Origin of the sequence: Brevundimonas sp. MYb52 (genome assembly GCF_002979535.1) — a bacterium.
GTDB lineage: Bacteria > Pseudomonadota > Alphaproteobacteria > Caulobacterales > Caulobacteraceae > Brevundimonas.
Map to the genome: position 1 here is coordinate 16848 of NZ_PCPB01000018.1, position 17468 is coordinate 34315.

At 67.1% G+C, this 17468-nt stretch carries 21 protein-coding genes and 2 tRNA genes; 7 read left to right on the forward strand and 16 right to left on the reverse strand.

Annotated elements, in window-relative coordinates:
* Positions 1-2 precede the first annotated feature (2 nt).
* From CQ039_RS15110 to CQ039_RS15145, 8 genes are all read right to left on the reverse strand, one after another.
* Positions 3-1451, reverse strand: a complete 1449-nt coding sequence (locus CQ039_RS15110) for an aldehyde dehydrogenase family protein (RefSeq protein ID WP_105564476.1) — start codon at positions 1449-1451, stop codon at positions 3-5.
* Positions 1452-1699: 248 nt separating this feature from the next.
* A tRNA-Ser gene (locus CQ039_RS15115) sits at positions 1700-1789 on the reverse strand.
* Positions 1790-1884: 95 nt separating this feature from the next.
* The gene (locus CQ039_RS15120; RefSeq protein ID WP_105564475.1) at positions 1885-2826 is read right to left on the reverse strand and encodes an NAD regulator; all 942 of its coding nucleotides are present in this window, start codon (positions 2824-2826) and stop codon (positions 1885-1887) included.
* A 7-nt stretch (positions 2827-2833) separates the two neighbouring features.
* Entirely contained in the window at positions 2834-3427 is a 594-nt protein-coding gene (locus CQ039_RS15125; RefSeq protein ID WP_105564487.1) for a YfbR-like 5'-deoxynucleotidase, read from the reverse strand.
* A gap of 156 nt (positions 3428-3583) precedes the next feature.
* A complete protein-coding gene (locus tag CQ039_RS15130) occupies positions 3584-4504 on the reverse strand; it encodes a methyltransferase type 11 (protein WP_105564474.1) in 921 nt (306 codons plus the stop codon).
* A 91-nt stretch (positions 4505-4595) separates the two neighbouring features.
* Entirely contained in the window at positions 4596-5456 is an 861-nt protein-coding gene (locus CQ039_RS15135) for a MoxR family ATPase (protein WP_105564473.1), read from the reverse strand.
* 79 nt (positions 5457-5535) lie between these two features.
* Positions 5536-5742, reverse strand: coding sequence for a hypothetical protein (locus CQ039_RS15140; RefSeq protein WP_105564472.1), 207 nt, complete (start codon positions 5740-5742; stop codon positions 5536-5538).
* Complete coding sequence (locus tag CQ039_RS15145) at positions 5739-6173, reverse strand: hypothetical protein (RefSeq protein ID WP_105564471.1); 435 nt, start codon at positions 6171-6173, stop codon at positions 5739-5741. Before CQ039_RS15145 ends, CQ039_RS15140 begins: the two co-directional genes overlap by 4 nt.
* Before the next feature lie 176 nt (positions 6174-6349).
* On the opposite strand from CQ039_RS15145, the gene flbT reads away from it, so the two are divergent.
* Both flbT and flaF read left to right on the forward strand, forming a co-directional pair.
* A complete protein-coding gene (gene flbT, locus CQ039_RS15150; protein WP_105564470.1) occupies positions 6350-6775 on the forward strand; it encodes a flagellar biosynthesis repressor FlbT in 426 nt (141 codons plus the stop codon).
* The gene (gene flaF, locus CQ039_RS15155; protein ID WP_105564469.1) at positions 6735-7097 is read left to right on the forward strand and encodes a flagellar biosynthesis regulator FlaF; all 363 of its coding nucleotides are present in this window, start codon (positions 6735-6737) and stop codon (positions 7095-7097) included. The genes flbT and flaF overlap by 41 nt, the downstream gene beginning before the upstream one ends.
* 267 nt (positions 7098-7364) lie before the next feature.
* On the opposite strand, the gene CQ039_RS15160 is transcribed toward flaF, so the two are convergent.
* The 7 genes from CQ039_RS15160 to CQ039_RS15190 all read right to left on the reverse strand — a co-directional run bounded on the left by CQ039_RS15160 (position 7365) and on the right by CQ039_RS15190 (position 12525).
* A complete protein-coding gene (locus CQ039_RS15160) occupies positions 7365-8006 on the reverse strand; it encodes an exopolysaccharide biosynthesis protein (protein WP_105564468.1) in 642 nt (213 codons plus the stop codon).
* An 81-nt stretch (positions 8007-8087) separates the two neighbouring features.
* Positions 8088-8276, reverse strand: a complete 189-nt coding sequence (locus CQ039_RS15165) for a DUF3008 family protein (protein WP_105564467.1) — start codon at positions 8274-8276, stop codon at positions 8088-8090.
* Between the two features lie 52 nt (positions 8277-8328).
* Positions 8329-9495 (reverse strand): isovaleryl-CoA dehydrogenase, encoded by a 1167-nt coding sequence (locus tag CQ039_RS15170; RefSeq protein WP_105564466.1) that lies wholly within the window; start codon positions 9493-9495, stop codon positions 8329-8331.
* 42 nt (positions 9496-9537) lie between these two features.
* The gene (locus CQ039_RS15175; RefSeq protein WP_105564465.1) at positions 9538-10392 is read right to left on the reverse strand and encodes a lysozyme; all 855 of its coding nucleotides are present in this window, start codon (positions 10390-10392) and stop codon (positions 9538-9540) included.
* A 42-nt stretch (positions 10393-10434) separates the two neighbouring features.
* A complete protein-coding gene (mgtE, locus tag CQ039_RS15180; RefSeq protein ID WP_105564464.1) occupies positions 10435-11850 on the reverse strand; it encodes a magnesium transporter in 1416 nt (471 codons plus the stop codon).
* Between the two features lie 63 nt (positions 11851-11913).
* Positions 11914-11998: transfer RNA gene (locus tag CQ039_RS15185), tRNA-Leu, on the reverse strand.
* A 221-nt stretch (positions 11999-12219) separates the two neighbouring features.
* Positions 12220-12525, reverse strand: coding sequence for a FliM/FliN family flagellar motor switch protein (locus CQ039_RS15190; protein WP_105564463.1), 306 nt, complete (start codon positions 12523-12525; stop codon positions 12220-12222).
* 9 nt (positions 12526-12534) lie between these two features.
* Here CQ039_RS15190 and lipB point away from each other — a divergent pair, with 9 nt between their 5' ends.
* Positions 12535-13251 carry a lipoyl(octanoyl) transferase LipB gene (lipB, locus tag CQ039_RS15195; RefSeq protein WP_105564462.1) on the forward strand — a complete coding sequence of 239 codons (717 nt, stop codon included), beginning with the start codon at positions 12535-12537 and terminating at the stop codon, positions 13249-13251.
* On the opposite strand, the gene CQ039_RS15200 is transcribed toward lipB, so the two are convergent.
* Positions 13227-13631 carry a DUF805 domain-containing protein gene (locus CQ039_RS15200; protein ID WP_105564461.1) on the reverse strand — a complete coding sequence of 135 codons (405 nt, stop codon included), beginning with the start codon at positions 13629-13631 and terminating at the stop codon, positions 13227-13229. The genes lipB and CQ039_RS15200 overlap by 25 nt on opposite strands.
* 176 nt (positions 13632-13807) lie before the next feature.
* On the opposite strand from CQ039_RS15200, the gene CQ039_RS15205 reads away from it, so the two are divergent.
* From CQ039_RS15205 to CQ039_RS15220, 4 genes are all read left to right on the forward strand, one after another.
* Complete coding sequence (locus CQ039_RS15205; protein WP_105564460.1) at positions 13808-15286, forward strand: hypothetical protein; 1479 nt, start codon at positions 13808-13810, stop codon at positions 15284-15286.
* Between the two features lie 137 nt (positions 15287-15423).
* Positions 15424-15915: a peptide-methionine (R)-S-oxide reductase MsrB gene (gene msrB / locus CQ039_RS15210; protein WP_105564459.1), complete on the forward strand. Its 492-nt coding sequence runs from the start codon at positions 15424-15426 to the stop codon at positions 15913-15915.
* Between the two features lie 62 nt (positions 15916-15977).
* Entirely contained in the window at positions 15978-16577 is a 600-nt protein-coding gene (locus tag CQ039_RS16720) for a hypothetical protein (RefSeq protein ID WP_199183670.1), read from the forward strand.
* Between the two features lie 129 nt (positions 16578-16706).
* Positions 16707-17363, forward strand: coding sequence for a DedA family protein (locus CQ039_RS15220; protein ID WP_105564458.1), 657 nt, complete (start codon positions 16707-16709; stop codon positions 17361-17363).
* Positions 17364-17468 lie beyond the last annotated feature (105 nt).

A 17468-nucleotide genomic window follows, 5' to 3' on the forward strand; every position in this document is an offset into this window, starting at 1 on the left:
CGCTATCCGTGATGGGCCGCGACGGTCTTGAGGGTGGTGAAGGCGTAGAGCGCTTCGAACCCCTTCTCGCGACCGTGGCCCGATTTGCCGACACCGCCGAAGGGCAGTTCAACCCCGCCCGCCGCGCCATAGTTGTTGATGAAGACCTGTCCGGCCCGCAGCCGCTTCGCCAGCCGCATCTGCCTCCCGCCGTCGTTGGTCCAGACCCCGGCGACCAGGCCGTAGTCGGTGCCGTTGGCGATGGCGACCGCGTCGTCTTCGGTGTCGAAGGGGATGACGACCACGGCGGGGCCGAAAATTTCTTCCTGCGCCAGGGCGTGATCCGGGGCCACGCCCGCGAACAGGGTGGGGCGCACATAGTGGCCGCCGGCGGGGGCGTCGGCGACGATCTCGCCCTGGGCCGCGATCAGGCCGGCCTGCGCGCCGAGGTCCAGATAGCGGTCCACCATCGCCTTCTGCTTGGCCGAGATCAGCGGCCCCACGTCGCGGTCGTCGATGGCGGCGCCGACCCTGAGCGCGCGATAGCGTTCGCTCATCCGCGCTACGACCTCGTTATAGACGCCGCGCTGGACAAGGATGCGCGATCCGGCGGAACAGGTCTGGCCCGCGTTCTGGACGCCGGCGTTGACCAGGAAGGGCAGGGCCTTGTCCAGATCGGCGTCGTCGAACACCAGTTGCGGCGACTTTCCGCCCAGTTCCAGCGTCACCGGCACGGCGTTGATCGCCGCCGCCTGCTGGATGGCCACGCCCACCCCGGTCGAGCCGGTGAAGGACAGGTGGTTGATCCCCGGATGGGCCGCCAGCGCTGCGCCCGCCTCGGCCCCCGTGCCGGTCACGACGTTTAGCGCGCCGGCGGGCAGGCCGCAGTCGGCGGCGATATGGGCGAAGGCCAGGGCCGTCAGCGAGGCCTGTTCAGCGGGCTTCAGCACCACGGCGTTGCCGACGCACAGAGCGGCAACGACCGAGCGGCCGATGATCTGCATCGGATAGTTCCAAGGGATGATGTGGCCCGTCACCCCGTGCGGCTCGCGCAGGGTGTAGACCGTGTAGCCGTCGAGGAAGGGGATGGTCTCGCCGTGCAGCTTGTCTGCCGCCCCGGCGTAGAACTCCAGATAACGGGCCAGGGCGACCACGTCGGCCCGCGCCTGCTTCAGCGGCTTGCCGACATCCAGCGCCTCCAGTTGGGCCAGCATGTCGATGCGGGCCTCGACCTCGCGGCCCATGCGCGCCAGCACCCGGCCGCGCTCGGCCGCTGTCATCCGGCTCCAGGGGCCGTCCAGCGCCGTGCGCGCGGCTTGAACCGCCGCGTCGATGTCTTCGGCGCCGCCCGCCGCCAACGCGCCCATGGGCTCGCCGGTCGAGGGGTTCTCAACGGGCAGGACGCCGCCGCCGGCCGGCGCGCGCCACTGGCCGGCAATGAAGACCTGATCGGTAGGGAAGGGCGCGATCATAAAACCAAGCTCACCATCATCGCTCGCCGTCGCGAACGCTCACGGATCAGTGGGCATGATTATCGATTACGCAACAAGCCCTTTATGGCGTGAAGCTAAGTCACTGATCTTTGGTTTCGAGTGATCGGAATCATGAGCGAATGACGCGATCATGATCATGATCGACAGGCCATCCGCGCCGCCACGACGGCATGGGCCCGAAGGCCTGACTATCGGTTCTGATGGTCTGAAACGGCCTGAAAGGCCGGTGGCGGAGAGGGTGGGATTCGAACCCACGGTACGCTTCCACGTACGCCGCATTTCGAGTGCGGTACATTCGACCACTCTGCCACCTCTCCGCGGGGCCGATATTCGCTTGGTCGAGCGAGGGGCTTCTCTAGTCAAAGGCGCGGCGGGCCGCAAGCGATTCTGAGCAAGAAATTCGATAAAAGTTTCAGCGCTGTCCGGGCAGGGTCAGGCCGGGGGCGGGACCGCCCAGGGGATCGGCGCCGACGAAGCGGAAAAGCTCTGCCGGACGACCCCCGGTATCGCTGGCAAACACCCCCGTGGCCTGGACCAGGCCGGCGCGTTCGACGCCGCGACGGAAGTTCTGCTTGTGCAGGGAAAGCCCGGCCACGGCCTCGGCGGCGGCCTGCAAGGCGGACAGGGTGAAGGTGTCGGGCGTCAGGTCGAACAGGACCGGCCGATACTTCAGCTTGGAGCGCAGACGGCCGAGCGCCGTGGCGACGATGCGGCGGTGGTCCGAGGCCATGGGCAGGTCGGGCAGGGCGGTGGAGGCGGGCCGGTCATGGTCGCGGGCGGACTCGGCGACCAGGCCGGCCTCATAGAGCAACTCATAGCGTTCCAGCACTCGTTCCTCGTTCCAGCGGCGATCCGGCGTCAGGGCGAACAGACTCTCGGCCCGGCCCAGGCGGCGGGCGTCGTCGGCGGCCCAGGCGCGCAGGGCGGCCTCCAGCGTCGCCATCACGGCGGGCGGACCGTTGCGCCAGTCCTCCCACGGAAAGATGTCGAAGGCGGGGGTCCAGGCGGCGTCCAGGCCGGGGGCCTCGGGCGCCTCGGCGGTCAGGGCCAGATAGCCCACCGAGACCTCGCGGGCGCGCTCAGGGCCGGGCGTGGCGCGCGGTGAGGCGCGGCCCGCGTCGCCGAAGGTGTAGAGCTGTTCGACAAAGCCGAGCGGAAAGCCTGTCTGTTCAGTGACGAAGGCACGCAGGGCCAGCTCGAAGGTGCGGTCGCGCGCCGGGTCGAAGGGGCCGAAGGGAAGCGCCGGGGCGCCATCGGCGGCATGGGTGGTCAGGACCACGGCCTGGCCGGCGCGCAGGGCGATGACCACGGCCGACAGGCCGATCCGCACGCCTTGTTCGCCCCCTTGCGCCATTCAGTCCCTATTCCGTGTGCCAGGCGTCGGCGCCGGGCAGGATGCCGACAGCTTCGGCCAGAACGCGGTAGCGGTCCAGATAGCGTTGCTGCGCCACCGAGGCGGGCAGGGGGTCGATGATCAGGTCATAGCCAGGAGGCGGCGCGCCGAAGATCTGCAGCGACTCGCGGCGGTTGAAGCCGGCCAACTGCGTGGCCTCATAGAAGGCGCAGGCGCGGTCGGCCTTCTTGATCAGGGTCTTGATCGTCTGGGGCGTCTTGGGCGGCAGTTGGAAGCGGACGTGGATGGCGGCTTCCAGCCGGGCCTCGAAGTCCTTGTAGCCGGCGCCCAGGGCCGACTTGAACGGCGAGATCATGTCGCCGATCACATATTCCGAGGCATCGTGCAGCAGGGCGGCCAGGCGCCATTTCGGCTCCAGCCCCGGCCGGATGTGGGCGGCGATTTCCTCGACCACCAGCGAATGCTGGGCGACCGAGAAGGCGTGCTCGCCGATGGTCTGGCCGTTCCAGCGCGCGACGCGGGCCAGGCCGTGGGCGATGTCCTCGATCTCGATGTCGAACGGCGAGGGATCGAGCAGGTCGAGGCGACGTCCTGACAGCATCCTCTGCCAGGCGCGCGGGGGCTTGGGGGTTCTGGGCTTGGGCTTGAGCGCCAGGTCGTCGTGTTCTTCAGCCAAGGTCGGGGTCCTGCGCATGGGGCAGGTGAGGTGACGCATCCCGAACGCCCGATCAAGGGCAGGCGTTGCGATTCGTGGGGGTTAATCCCCGACGTTCAGCGTCACCAGGGCCTTGGCGGCCTCGAACACACGGTTTTCATTGCGATCCTTGCCGCGCACGGTGGCGACGACGATGGGGCCGCCCGAGGGGCCGCGCGCTTCATAGCCGACCACGCGCCAGCCGGTGCTCGACGACTGATCGGCGGTCATCATGAAGGTGGCGCGGACCGCCTCGCCCGGCGAACTGGTGCGAATGCGGGCGCCGCTGTCATTGGCGTCGATCGCCACGGCGTCGGCGTCCGAGCTCGAGCCTGAGTTGGTGCGGACATTGACCTGGCTGTTCTTGTCGTCGGCGCGGATCGTGATTCCGCCTATCCGAATGTTGGCGCGGTCGCCGTCGGCGTCGATATGCATGCCGGGCAGGCGAACCGTCGCCTTGTCGCCCTGGGCGTCGATACGCACGCCGGGGGCGCTGATGTGGGCCGAATCCGCAGTTGCGTCGGCAGCAGCTTCCGCCTGGGCGGCGGCGCGCTCGGCCTCCGCGCCCGCCCGTTCGGCGTCCGCTTCCGCCCTGGCGGCGTCGGCTTCAGCGCGCGCGGCCTCGGCGCGGGCGCGATCCTCGCTGGCGCGGGCTTCGGCCAGGGCTTCCGGCAGGTCGGCGCTCAGACGGTTCTCGAAGCCCTTCAGGGCGTCCTGCACCGAGCCGCCGTTCAGGGCCACCAGGTGCAGGGTGACTTCGGACCCGCGTGGGCCGCTATAGACGCAGGTGGCGCCGTCGGCGCGGGCCGAGCCCTTGCGGGTCAGAACCCCCTGGGTTTGCGGGCATTGCAGGGCGTCGACCACCTTCAGGACTCCGGCGACGTCCTTGCCGGACGAAGTCGTGGTGATGCGCACCGTGCCGCCGTTGTCGCAGGCGGCGGTCATCAGCGCGAGGGCGCAGGCGGGCCAGAGGAGATGATGCATGGTCGGCTCCTTTTCGGCTCCGATTGTGCGCGCAAGGCGCAGCTATTCCAGTGAAATCGCGGTAATCGAAGGCGGCGGGATCGCGGCTGGTTCAGGAACCGGGGCGGGCGCCTTCGCGACGGTTCAGGAAGGCCAGGCGCTCGAACAGGTGCACGTCCTGCTCATTCTTCAGCAGGGCGCCGTGCAGAGGCGGGATCAGCTTGCCAGGTGTCTTTTCGCGCAGGGTCTCTGGCGAAACATCGTCGACCAGCAGCAGCTTCAGCCAGTCCAGCAGTTCCGACGTCGAGGGCTTCTTCTTCAGGCCCGGCGTGTCGCGGATCTCGTAGAAGGTGCGCAGGGCCTCGGCCACCAGTCGCGGCTTGATGCCGGGGAAGTGCACCTCGACGATGTCCTGCATGGTCTCGGCATCCGGGAAGCGGATGTAGTGGAAGAAGCAGCGGCGCAGGAAGGCGTCCGGCAGTTCCTTCTCATTGTTGGAGGTGATGACGACCACGGGACGGACCTCGGCGCGGATCGTCTCGTCCGTTTCCTGGACGTAGAACTCCATGCGGTCGAGTTCCTGCAGCAGGTCGTTGGGGAACTCGATGTCGGCCTTGTCGATCTCGTCGATCAGCAGGACGGGGCGGACGGGGGCGGTGAAGGCCTCCCACAGCTTGCCCTTCTTCAGATAGTTGCGCACGTCATGGACGCGCTCGTCGCCCAACTGGCTGTCCCGCAGTCGGGAGACGGCGTCGTATTCATAGAGGCCGTTGTGGGCCTTGGTCGTCGATTTGACGTGCCAGGTGATCAGGGGCGCATTCAGCGCGCGGGCCAGTTCATAGGCCAGAACCGTCTTGCCGGTGCCCGGCTCGCCCTTGATCAGCAGGGGACGCTCCAGCGCCACCGCAGCATTGACGGCGACCTTCAGGTCGTCGGTGGCGATATAGTTGGACGTGCCTTCGAACCGGCTCATGAGCGACCTGCTCCTATCGGGGGGAGTAGAGCAGGTAGCTTATCAAGACGCGCCTGAACAGACCGCGCGGCGGCGCCCGTCAGGTGATGCGCTTGGCCGAGACGGGATCGCTGGCGGGGAAGGTTTCCTCGACGCCCTCGTCGATCAGGGCCTCCTGACGGTTTTCGGCGTCCTTTTCCTTGTCCTTCAACTGGTCCGGCTTGCCTTCCTCACGCGCGGCGCGCTTGGACGGCGCGGTGTTGGGGTCGGCGTCTTCCTGGGCCTTGGTAGGATGATGTTCGCTCATGCTCGCTCCTCGTTGTCGGGGCCGTAACCCAGGTCCGCGATGTCGTCGTCGGACAGGCGTTTGGCTTCCCAATGGGCGGCGCTGGCCTGCGCGCCGCGCTGATTGCGCATCAGACCGGCATAGACCAGTTCGATTTCGTCCGGGCTGGAAGCGACTTCGCCGGCGCTGTCGGCCTCGCTCAGGCGGACCGAATCCACGCCCAGCAAGGCGTCGGCTTCGGCTTCGACGCCGTCCAGCGCCAGATCGCCGTCCAGGTCGCGATCATCCTCGTCGAAGGTCTCGTCGTCGGCGTCGCCGTCGGCCTGGGTGACGTCCAGAACATCATCGGCTTCGTCCAGCGAAAGCTCGCCTTCGCCCTCGTCGTCGATGTGGGTCTCGTCATAGACCTCGGCTTGATCCTGAGCGTCGAAATCGGTTTCCGGCCTGCTCATCTGCGCCTCCTAGCTGAAGACGTAACGGCGCAGGCTGGCTCGACGTTCCGTTCTTTCGAGGGGCTTGAAGCACGCGGGTTTTTCCGCAGCGGCGAGTGAAGGGATGGTTAACCACGTTGCTTTACAGTTCATCAGCCGCCGACCCTCCAGGTTGGGGTGCGCTACGGAGATCCCCTTTGCCGCTGAAACTATCGCTCAAGCCCGGCGAGAAATTCGTCCTGAACGGCGCTGTTGTTCAGAACGGCGACCGGCGCGGCGTGCTGGTCCTGCAAAACAAGGCCAGCGTGCTGCGTGAAAAGGACATCATGCAGCCCGAAGAGGCGGTCACGCCCGCGCGCCGCATCTATTTCCCGGTCATGATGATGTATCTGGATGAGGCCGAGGCGCCGAAATTCTATGATGAATTCGCGCTGCGCCTGACGGAGTTCATGGGGGCGATCCGCAACCCGGATGTTCTGGCGGAGTGCGTGTCCTGCTCCAAGCATGTTCTGGCGCGGCAGTACTACAAGGCCCTGATGGGCGCCCGTAAGATCGTCGATTACGAAGACCAAAGGCTCGGCAATGTCGCTTCAAGCGTACAAGACGGCGGCGACGCGGGCTGAATCACCGCGCGAAATGGAATACCGGCTGTTCGGCCAGGTGACGCGCGCTCTGATGCACGCGTCCACGGTCGACAAGTCCGACATTACGACCCGGATCGACGCGATCGACTGGAACCGCCGGCTATGGTCGACCCTGTCCAGTTCATGCAGCGAGCCGTCTAACGCCATGCCGCAAGCGCTGCGGGCCCAGATCATTTCTCTGGACCTGTTCATCGGCCGGCACAGCTCGGCGGTGATGCGCGGCGATGGCGATTTCGAAACTCTGATCGACATCAACCGCATGGTGATGCAGGGCCTGGCGCCGCCGGCCCAGGCCGCGTGACGGCCGCTTGATCACGAAGGCGGGAGCGGGCTTTACGAGGGGCCGCGACCGGTCCTAGCCTGACCTTCCTGTTCAGCAGTCGAAAGGAGGTGGCCAGTGTCTCATTGTCATCAATCGCGAGCGAAGGCCGCGATCTGGACCTCGCGTGAGGCCCGGGCCTGATCCTTAGGGAAGGCAGCGGTCAGACCGTTCGCGGTCAGACAATGAAGCGTCGCTGAGGCAACCCGGCGGCGCTTTTTTGTGAGAAGGGAAGGCGCGGCGCGGTTGTCAGAACAGCGTGCCGACCCAATGGGCGATGCCGTGAATGATGGCGACGACCGTGGTCCAGACCAGAGCCAGATAGACGCCGCAGACCGCCGTTCCGATCAGGCCGGCGATGATGAAGACGCCATCCCTCTGGATGATGGCCAGGCCGAAGATCGCTAGCGTCAGGCCGGGCAGGGCGTCGCCGAACGGCACCGGCAGAGCCATCATCAGAGCCAGAAGAATGCAGATAATCCCGACGACGACATCGGCGAGTTCACCCGTCAGGACCGGGATGCGGGGACGGGTCAGGCGTTCCACCTGACGCAGGCGCGGCAGGATCTTCTGGCTGGCGCTCTGATAGGTGGCGCGGCTGACCGAGGCCTTCATCAGCCAGCGGGGCAGCCAGACCTTGTCGCGTTGCAGAGCCAGTTCGGCGGCGATCAGGATGATGGGAACGGAAAAGACCGCCTTGCCGCCCGGCGGCCAGGGAATCAGGGCCATCAGCGACAGCATCAGGATGACGGCGCCGAAGCCGCGCTCGCCGAAGGCCTCGACCATTTCCCTGAGGCTCAGTTGAGGGTCGTCGCCATAGCCGAGAGATTCCAGAACGTCCGAAAACGTCCGGTCCTCATCCGGCGGCAGGGGCGTGGAAACAAGCGTCATCAGGCGAGACTCGGGGAGCGAAGGTTCGCCAAGTTAGGGGCGGCGCGAACCCTGCGCCATCCCTGACGCGCCGGGTGCGGCTTAATGTTTCGTCACGTGCTCGGGCTTGCCCTTGCGAGGCGTGTGGGCGAACTCTTCCAGCTGTTTTTCGCTCATCGATTCCAGCATGGATTTCGAGGCGCCCTTCAGCTTGGACTTGGGCGTCTCGCCGCGCTTGGCGGACAGAGCGGCTCCGGCGGCCTTTTGCTGAGCGGCGGATTTGGCGGGCATGGCGGCTCTCCTGCGTGAGCAGGGAAAACCGTCCGCCCGCCGTGTCGTTCCGTCAGCCCAGAAGCTCGCGTCCGATCAGGAAGCGGCGGATTTCATTGGTGCCGGCGCCGATGTCGTAGAGCTTGGCGTCGCGGACCAGGCGTTCGACCGGCCATTCCTTGGTGTAGCCGGCGCCGCCCAGGGCCTGAACGGCCTCCAGCGACACCTTCACCGCGTTTTCCGAGGCCAGCAGGATGGCTCCGGCGGCATCGTAGCGGGTGGTCTTGCCCTGATCGCAGGCGCGAGCCACGGCATAGACATAGGCGCGGGCGCTGTTCAGAGCGACATACATATCGGCGACCTTGGCCTGCATCAGCTGGAAGTTGCCGATGGCCTTGCCGAACTGCTTGCGCTCGCGGACGTAGGGCAGGACCACGTCCAGCGCCGCCTGCATGATGCCCAGGGGGCCGGCCGACAGGACGGCGCGCTCATAATCCAGGCCGCTCATCAGCACGCCGGCGCCGCCGCCGACCGGACCCATGACGTTCTCTTCGGGGATCTCGCAATCCTCGAACACCAGCTCGGCGGTGTCGGAGCCGCGCATGCCCATCTTGTCCAGCTTCTTGGAGACGCTGAAACCCTTCATGCCGCGTTCGACCAGGAAGGCGGTGCAGCCCTTGGAGCCGGCCTCGGGATCGGTCTTGGCGTAAACGACCAGGGTGTCGGCCGAGGGGGCGTTGGTGATCCAGAACTTGGTGCCGTTCAGGACGTAGCGGTCGCCCTTCTTGTCGGCGCGGGTGCGCATCGACATGACGTCCGAGCCCGAGCCGGCCTCCGACATGGCCAGGGAGCCGACGTGCTCGCCCGAGATCAGTTTGGGCAGATACTTGTGCTTCTGTTCGGGCGTGCCCCAGCGGCGGATCTGGTTGACGCACAGGTTGGAGTGGGCGCCGTAGGACAGGCCGATCGAGGCCGAGGCGCGCGACACTTCTTCCATCGCCACGACGTGTTCGAGATAGCCGAGGCCGAGGCCGCCGAACTCTTCTTCCACCGTGATGCCGTGCAGGCCCAGTTCGCCCATTTCGGGCCAGAGCTCACGCTTGAACTCGTTCTTCTCGTCGATCTCGGCGGCGAGCGGGGCCAGCCGGTCGGCGGCCCAGCGGGCGGTGGTTTCACGAATGGCGTCGGCGTTCTCGCCGAGGCCGAATTCCATGGATTGGGGCGCGAAGGGAATGCTCATGCCGCAAGGCGTAGCATCGCGCACGCGCTTCGCAAAGCGGCCTTATACGACGCGTTTATCGTTCCGCTTGCGGGTCAGGTTCCAGCCCGCCACGCCAATGAAGATAAGGCCGATGACAGCCAGAACCCCGCCGATCAGGATCGTGCCGTCGGTGGCCTGATGGCCCGCGAGCGCACGGCGGAAGGCGGCGATTCCCGCTGCGAAGGCTAGAAGGCCGATGCCGCCGATGAAGACCACAGCGCCGGTGTCGTTCAGCACCGGCGCGGCGGCGCGTTTCTCGTGGCGCAGAACCTGAACCGTGGCGGGCTGACCTTCCTCGAGCGAAGCCTCGGTGCGGGCGCCGGGACCGTGAACCGGGGCCGTCAGCAGCAGGTCCAGCGGCGCGGGCCGGTCGGGCGCGGCGTCGAACAGGGCGCGCTCGGCCGAGCGGCGGCGATAGGGGGCGTCGACGGCGGGCTGAACCCGGTCGGGCCAGCCGCTCAGGGCCTCGGCGGCGCGGGCCGGGGCGCCGGCGTTCAACTGCTCCAGCACGTCGGAGCCTTCAAAGCGCTGGACGCCGACCGAGAAGATGAAGCTGGCCAGGGCGTCGAACTGATGCTGGTTCAGGGGGATCGACACGCGGCTGTTGATGGCCTCGACAATGGGCAGCAGGTCGTACTGCAGCAGCAGTTCGGCCTCGGTCTCGGTGATCGTCGCGCCGGGGCGGGCCGATTTCACATGGCCGTAGCCGATCACCGGCGTCCCGTCGCGACGACGCACGGTCCGGGGGCGAAAGCCCTCGAAGCTCTTGATCAGAAGCAGGCCCTCGCGGGACACCTTCAGACGCTGGGACGTGGCTGCGGACACGGAATGACCCATTTCGAAACGGGCGCGCTCGCCCGCAAGGCGAAGCAGCAAGCCGCGTTCCGAACGGCGTCGGGTCAGAGCAGGACGCCTGCTCTAGAGCAGGACGATGGTCGCCAGGCCCAGGAAGATCAGGAAGCCGAAGAAGTCTGTCGTCGCCGTCACGAACACCGCCGAAGACACAGCCGGGTCGAACTTCAGCTTGGACAGGGTCAGCGGCGTCAGCACGCCGACGGTGGCCGCGACCAGCAGGTTCAGGATCATGGCTGTGGCGATGACCGCCCCGATGCGCCAGTCGTGGAACCAGAAGCCCGCCGCCAGGCCGACCAGGGGCGACAGCACCAGGCCATTGGCCAGGCCCACGGTCAACTCGCGCCAGAAGGTGCGCACGGCGTTGGACGAGGTCAGTTCGCGCGTCGCCAGGGCGCGGACCGTGACGGTCAGGGCCTGGGTGCCGGCATTGCCGCCGATGGCCGAGACGATGGGCATCAGCACGGCCAGGGCGACGATCTGCTGGATCGTGCCCTCGAAGAAGGCGATGACACCGGCGCCGAGGATGGCTGTGAACAGGTTGATGCCCAGCCACGGCACGCGACCGCGCACGATCTCCAGCACGCCCGAGGAGCGGTCCTCGTCGGAAACGCCGGCCAGGCGCAGGATGTCCTCGCGGTTCTCTTCCTGAATGATGTGGACGATGTCATCGACCGTCAGCTGACCGACCAGCCGCCCGCCGGTATCAACGACGGGAGCAGAGATCAGGTTGTACTTCTCGAAGATGTAGGCGACCTCTTCCTGGTCGACGTCGACGTCGATGGCGTTGATCGGCTCCATCAGCTCGATTAGCGGCGTCTCGCGCGGGGCCCGCAGCAGGCGGCTGATGGCCACGCCGCCGACGGGGCGGTTCACCGGATCGACGACATAGATGTCGAAGAAGAGCTCAGGCAACTCCTCGCCCTGACGCCGGACGTGGTCGATGGTGTCGCCGACGTTCCAGAACTGCGGCGCGGCCATGACCTCGCGCTGCATCAGACGACCGGCGGAATCCTCTGGATAGCCCAGGGAGCTTTCGATCGCGGCGCGATCGACCTCGGGCATGGCAGCCAGCACCTTCTCGCGCTGGTCGTCCTCCAGGTCCTCGACCACGGCGGCGGCGTCGTCGGAGTCCAGCTCCTGCAGCGCCTCGGCCAGGGTCAGGTGAGGCACTCGCTCCAGCACCTCTTCGCGGATGCCGTCGTCCAGCTCGGGCAGGGTGTCGGCCAGCAGCTCCGGCGGCAGCCACTGGACCACCACGGCGCGATGCTCGGACGTCAGGAAGCCCATCAGATCGGCGACGTCGGCGGGGTGCAGGTCTTCCAGCAGGCCGCGCAGGCGCATGCCGTCGCCGTCGTCGGCGGCGTCCACGACCTTTTCGACGAAGGACGCCGTCAGGGCGTAGTCCTCGCCCAGGGCGACGTGATCTTCGGTTTCGATTTCGTGTGCAGGGGCCGGGGAGGCGGAATCCGTGTGGGTCACGTGTCTGCCTCCCCGAATGTTTTCGGCCTTGGTAGAAAGCCGAATATCGCCCTGTCAGATCGATGGTGCGGTCGAGAAGACTCGAACTTCCACGGGTTGCCCCACAGCGACCTCAACGCTGCGCGTCTACCAATTCCGCCACGACCGCTCGCATCGGAGGGCGGGCAATAGCGGAGAGGCGACGGAAAGAAAAGGGGCTTTTGCGGAAATAGGCGAAGGCGCTGCTTTTCCTCCCCATTTCATGGGGAGGGGGACCACGAAGTGGTGGAGGGGGCGGCGCAATCGGTTGACGGGGAGTCGCCCCCTCCGTCACGGCGCTGTGCACCGCGCCACCTCCCCATTCGCTCCGCGAACAGGGAGGAAAGCAGCTCAAGCGGCGCCGGCCATGAAGTCGTAGATGTCGGCGGGGCGAGTGACGGTGATGGCGATGCGGTCGTCGCGAATCTCGATCTCGCCGCGCGCCACCGGGTGGTTGTTGGCCAGGATCCAGACCTCGTCCCGTTCCGAGGCGTCGAGCGGGATCACCGCGCCGCGACCCATGCGCAGCAGCTGTTGCATCGGCAGGACCGAACGGCCCAGCACGACCGAAATCTCGACATCGACGGCTTCGATCTGGCTCAAGACGATACTCACAATCAACGGGAGGCCCTTGCGCCGCCGCGTTCGGACACACATTGAAGCCTCATGCTTGCCGACCCGTTAAGCCTGACCGAACCTTTGCTGATCCGCGCTGACGGCCGCCTTGTCCAATGGGCGGTCTCGACCGGCTATGTCGATTATGAACCGGCTGTCGCGGCCATGGAGGCCCGCGTCGCCGCCATCGCGGCGGGTGAGGCCGAGGAGGTGGTCTGGCTGCTGGAGCACCCGCCGCTCTATACGGCTGGGGTCTCGGCCAAGGACGACGACCTTCTGGCGCCCGACCGTTTCCCGGTCCACCAGACGGGGCGGGGCGGGCAGTTCACCTATCACGGCCCCGGCCAGCGCGTGGCCTATGTCATGCTGGACCTGAACCGGCGCGGCAGGGACGTGCGCGCCTTCGTGCATGGCCTGGAAGACTGGATCATTGGCGCCCTGGACCAGTTCGGCGTCGAGGCCGGCATGCGAGAGGGGCGCGTCGGGGTCTGGGTCGAGCGCAAGGGCGCGGGCTGGAGCCGCGAAGACAAGATCGCCGCCATCGGCGTCAAGGTCCGCAAATGGGTCAGCTTCCACGGCATCAGTCTGAACGTGGAGCCGGACCTCGACCATTTCGGCGGCATCGTGCCCTGCGGCATCACCGAGCACGGCGTCACCAGCCTGGTCGATCTCGGCGTCCTGGCGACCATGGATGAGGCGGACGGGGCGCTGAAGGCCTCGTTCCAGCGGGTGTTCGGCCCGGTTCAGGACGGCGAAGCGCCGCTCTGACCCTTCGGCGGGGCGCCATAGCGATTGAACGCCTTCTGTCCCGGCGCCAGGGTCAGGTCGATGATCGCCAGGATCAGGACGGCGGCGGCGATCCAGTCCAACGGCGCCTGAGGACGCGGCCAAGCCATGGCCACGGCCAGCAGGATGGGACCGCTCCACCACCCCGACCGCCCCCGGTCATGCAGCCGCTGCGACAGGACGCAGGCGCCGCCATAAAGCAGGGCCGCCGCGACCAGCCAGCCGACGAGATCGCGCGCCTTCAGCGGCGCCAGCAGGTCGAACCCCGCCCACAGCGCCAGTAAGACGCCGCCGCCAAGAATAAAGGCGATCCGACCGATGCGGCCGCTGGACGTCAGGAACAGGTCTGAGAAGCGGTGCATCCGGCCTCGGGTCCAGGAATAGTGACCGTCTCGCTTAGGGCGCTGACCGGCATGAGTAAACCGGCGCAGATCGCGCCAAGCGCAGCGGTCAATTCGTCGCGGGGCTTTAACGCGGGGCTTTCTTGGGTTTAAACACGGCCAAACTGCGTTTCGACGGCCTACTGGGAGTCCCCACCATGCAACGTCTGCTCACCGCCTCGGCGGCTGTTCTCGCCCTGGCCTTCGCGGCCGGCGGCGCTGCGGCCCAGGATTTCAGCACTCTGGCCCGTCAGGACCTTCAGGCCATGCACGACGCGCTGAAGGCGAACCATCCCGCCGCCGTCACGCCGGGCGCCGCCAGCGAAGGTTTCCGCAACTGGATCGACGCCGGTCTGCAGGACGCCCAGGGCAAGGCCGGTCAGGTCAACAGCGGCGAAAGCCATGCCTACCTGCTGAGCTACTACGCCAACGGCTTCCGCGACTCGAACATCGCGGCCGTTCCGACGTTTGAACGGGCCAGCCCCTTCTTCGCCACCAGCTGGCCCGGCGTCGCCACGGCCTGGCGCAACGGCGAGTATGTGGTTTCCTATGTCCAGCCAGGCGTGCGCGGCGCGCCGCCGGTCGGCGCCGTGGTCAAGAGCTGCAACCTGCAGCCGATCGACGAGGTCGCCAAGACCAAGCTGGACCGTTTTGAAGGCGATCTGACGACCGAGGCGGGGCGCGTTCGCACTGCCCCCTACCTGCTGTGGAACCGCAACAACCCGATGGCGGGCGGTGTGCCCTCGACCTGCGAATTCCAGGTCGGCCGCCGCGCTCGTGAATACAAGCTGAGCCCGCAGCCGGCGACGCCGGCCAATCTTGAGGCCGCCTACCGCGCCTCGGTCTTCACGCCGGGCGCGACCAAGCTGTCGGTCGAACAGATTGACGGCCGTCCGTGGGTGCATGTGAACTCGCTGGACGACAGCGCGGGCTGGGACGCCTTCTTCGCTCAGGTCGAGGCGCAAGTCGCCACGCTGCGCGGCGCCCAGGGCCTGGTCATCGACCTGCGCGGCGCCGACGGCGATTCGATCAACGCCACCTCGCGCGGCTATGGTCTGGCCAACCGCATCTGGTCGCCGGAGTTCACCGTCAGCCGCCAGCCGGAAGCCGGTCAGATCACCTATCGCGCCACCCCGGCCAACCGTCAGTGGTTTGCCGAGACCCTGGGCCGGATGCAGGCCGACCCGCGCTTCGTGCAGGAATCGGGTCCGGTCATCGAACAAACCCAGGCCATTGTGGCCGCCTTTGACTCGGCCCTGGCCGCTGGTCAGCAGACCTTCGTCATGCCGGGCCGTCCCGCTGTGGCCGACACCGGCGCCGCCAACCCCGTCCAAGGCCAGGTCGTGGTTCTGGTCGACGGCGGCTGCACCAACGGCTGCCTGGACACCCTGGACCTGTTGACCCGCCTGCCGAACGTCCGTCTGGTGGGCGCCCCGACTGCGGTGGACTCGATCTTCATCGAGCCGACGGTGCAGCGTCTGCCGTCCAACTATTCGGACCTCAGCTATGGTCATAAGGCCTGGACCACGCGTCAGCGCGGCAACAACCAGGGCTATGTCCCGGCTCAGGGCCTGGCCTTCACGGGCAATCCCGCTGATGAAGCCGCCGTGCGCGCCTGGGTTGGAACGCTCTTTTAGGGGGCCTACCGCCCTTCGGGCTACTTGAGGCCCATGTTTCTAGGGCCTACCGCGCTTCGCGCTACTTGAGGCCCGCAAGGGCCAGGGATTTGGGCCGGACGGTGGAAACATCGTCCGGCCCTTCCTATTTTGGGCTCATGACCCAGACCGAATCCCCCACGCCGCTGCGTTCGCCCTCGGGCTTTGATCTGACGCCGCCGAGCGAGAGCCAGCGCGTGGCGCTGGAGGCTGATCTGTCGCCGGAGGAAAAGCGCGTCCTGCTGGCCCACGGCACTGAGGCGCCTTTCTGCGGGACCTTGCTGGGCGAGAAGCGGGCCGGGGTCTTCTGTTGCCGCGAATGCGGCCTGCCGCTGTTCCGCTCGGCGACCAAGTTCGAAAGCGGCACCGGTTGGCCCAGCTTCAGCGTTCCGGTGGACGAGGCGCACGTTCGCGCCGTGCGCGACGACAGCTACGGCATGGTTCGGGTCGAGACCCGCTGCGCCCGCTGTGACAGCCACCAGGGTCACGTCTTTCCCGATGGCCCGCCGCCGTCCGGTCTGCGCTACTGCATCAACTCCGTGGCGCTCAGCTTCGTGCCCGAGGGCGGGGCCTTGCCTGACCCGCTCGGGCGCGGCGATGGGACGGCCTGAGCGAATAGTCGTTTTGGGGCCGCATTTGCGGTTAGGGTAGGGACGAACGGGAGTACGGGCGCATGATGATCGAACTGACCGCCGCCGCGATGATGCTGGCGAACATGGACCCTGAGGGCGTGGTCACAACCGCGCCGCGCGGCAATGACGCGGTGCTGACGGCATCGGCGGCCACGCTGGCTGGCTCGACCAGCCACGCCTCGCCCAGCACCACCGTCCAGAGCGCCGCCCCGCATGGCCTATCCACCGACGAACAGATCGCCCGCTGGATAGGCGAACGCACCGCCGAGACGTCCAGCCGGGCGCCTGCTGATCCCTGGGCCGAATCCGAACCGCGCAAGATGCATGGCGAGTTCAGCGTCGGCATGGGGACGGGCGGCTATCAGGACTATTCGGCGGCGGTGTCCCTGCCTGTGGGCGAGACAGGCACGCTGAACCTCATGGTCAGCCAAACCAAGAACAGCCCCTGGGGCTATGGTTACGGCTCTCCCTGGGGCTATGGGGGCTATGGGGGCTATGGCCGCCCCTTCGGCGTGGTGGAAGCGCCGGGCTTCGAGGGGACCTATTTCCGCGGTCGGCCCTATGCGCCGCTGCGCGCGCGCTCAGGCTCGATGCAGGAAACGAGCACTTCGGTCGGGTTCTCGCTGCGCAGCGGCGACTGAAATCCGCAGTCCGATCCTCTGAACTGAGGCCTTCGCGCCACGGCGCGGTCGGTTTCGACCGGGGCGTCCCATCGCCGCATTCCCTTTGGGGCGCGATCTCCCATATGCGTTGGGAGATAGAGGACCAGTATGGATAGTTTGCTTAGTTCGGCCGCCGATTTCATCGCCAGACACCATGTCTGGGCCGGGGTCGTTCTGGGGTTGGTCACCTTCTTCGAGTCTCTGGTCGTCATCGGCGCCTTTGTTCCGGCGACCGGCTTGTTGGTCGCGGCGGGCGGTCTGGTGGCGGCGGGCGTTCTGGACCCGGTCTCGGTCATTGCCGGCTGCGTCATCGGCGCGGTCATGGGCGACGCCATCTCCTATTGGATCGGGCGTCGGCTGGGGACGGGCGTGCTGCGCCAGCCCATGCTGCTGCCGCATCGTCGCAAGATCGCCTGGACGCGGCTCTATTGCCGTCGCTACGGCGTGGCCTCCATCTTCATCGGCCGCTTCTTTGGTCCGTTGCGGGCCTTTGTGCCGGTCATGGTCGGCGTGCTGCGGATGCGCCAGCGCGTATTCCAGTTGGCCAATGTCACCTCGGCCTTTGTCTGGGTCCTGGCCATGCTGGCGCCGGGCTATCTGGCCGCCAAGGGCTTGGCGCAGCTGGAGTTCATGAGCGAGGCCCACGGCCCGACGCTGATGCTGATCGCCTTTGGCGTGGTGGTGATCGGGGCGGTGATCCTGATGCGCTGGCTGAAGGGCCGGGCCGCCAAGCGGTCGGCCTTGCTGGCGGCGACGGTCGAGTAGTCCACGACGTCATCCCGGTCGAAGCGTAGCGGAGAGCCGGGACCGCCCAGGAAGCAGTCGTCAGCAACCGACCATGAAAAAGGCCCGACCGGATGGTCGGGCCTT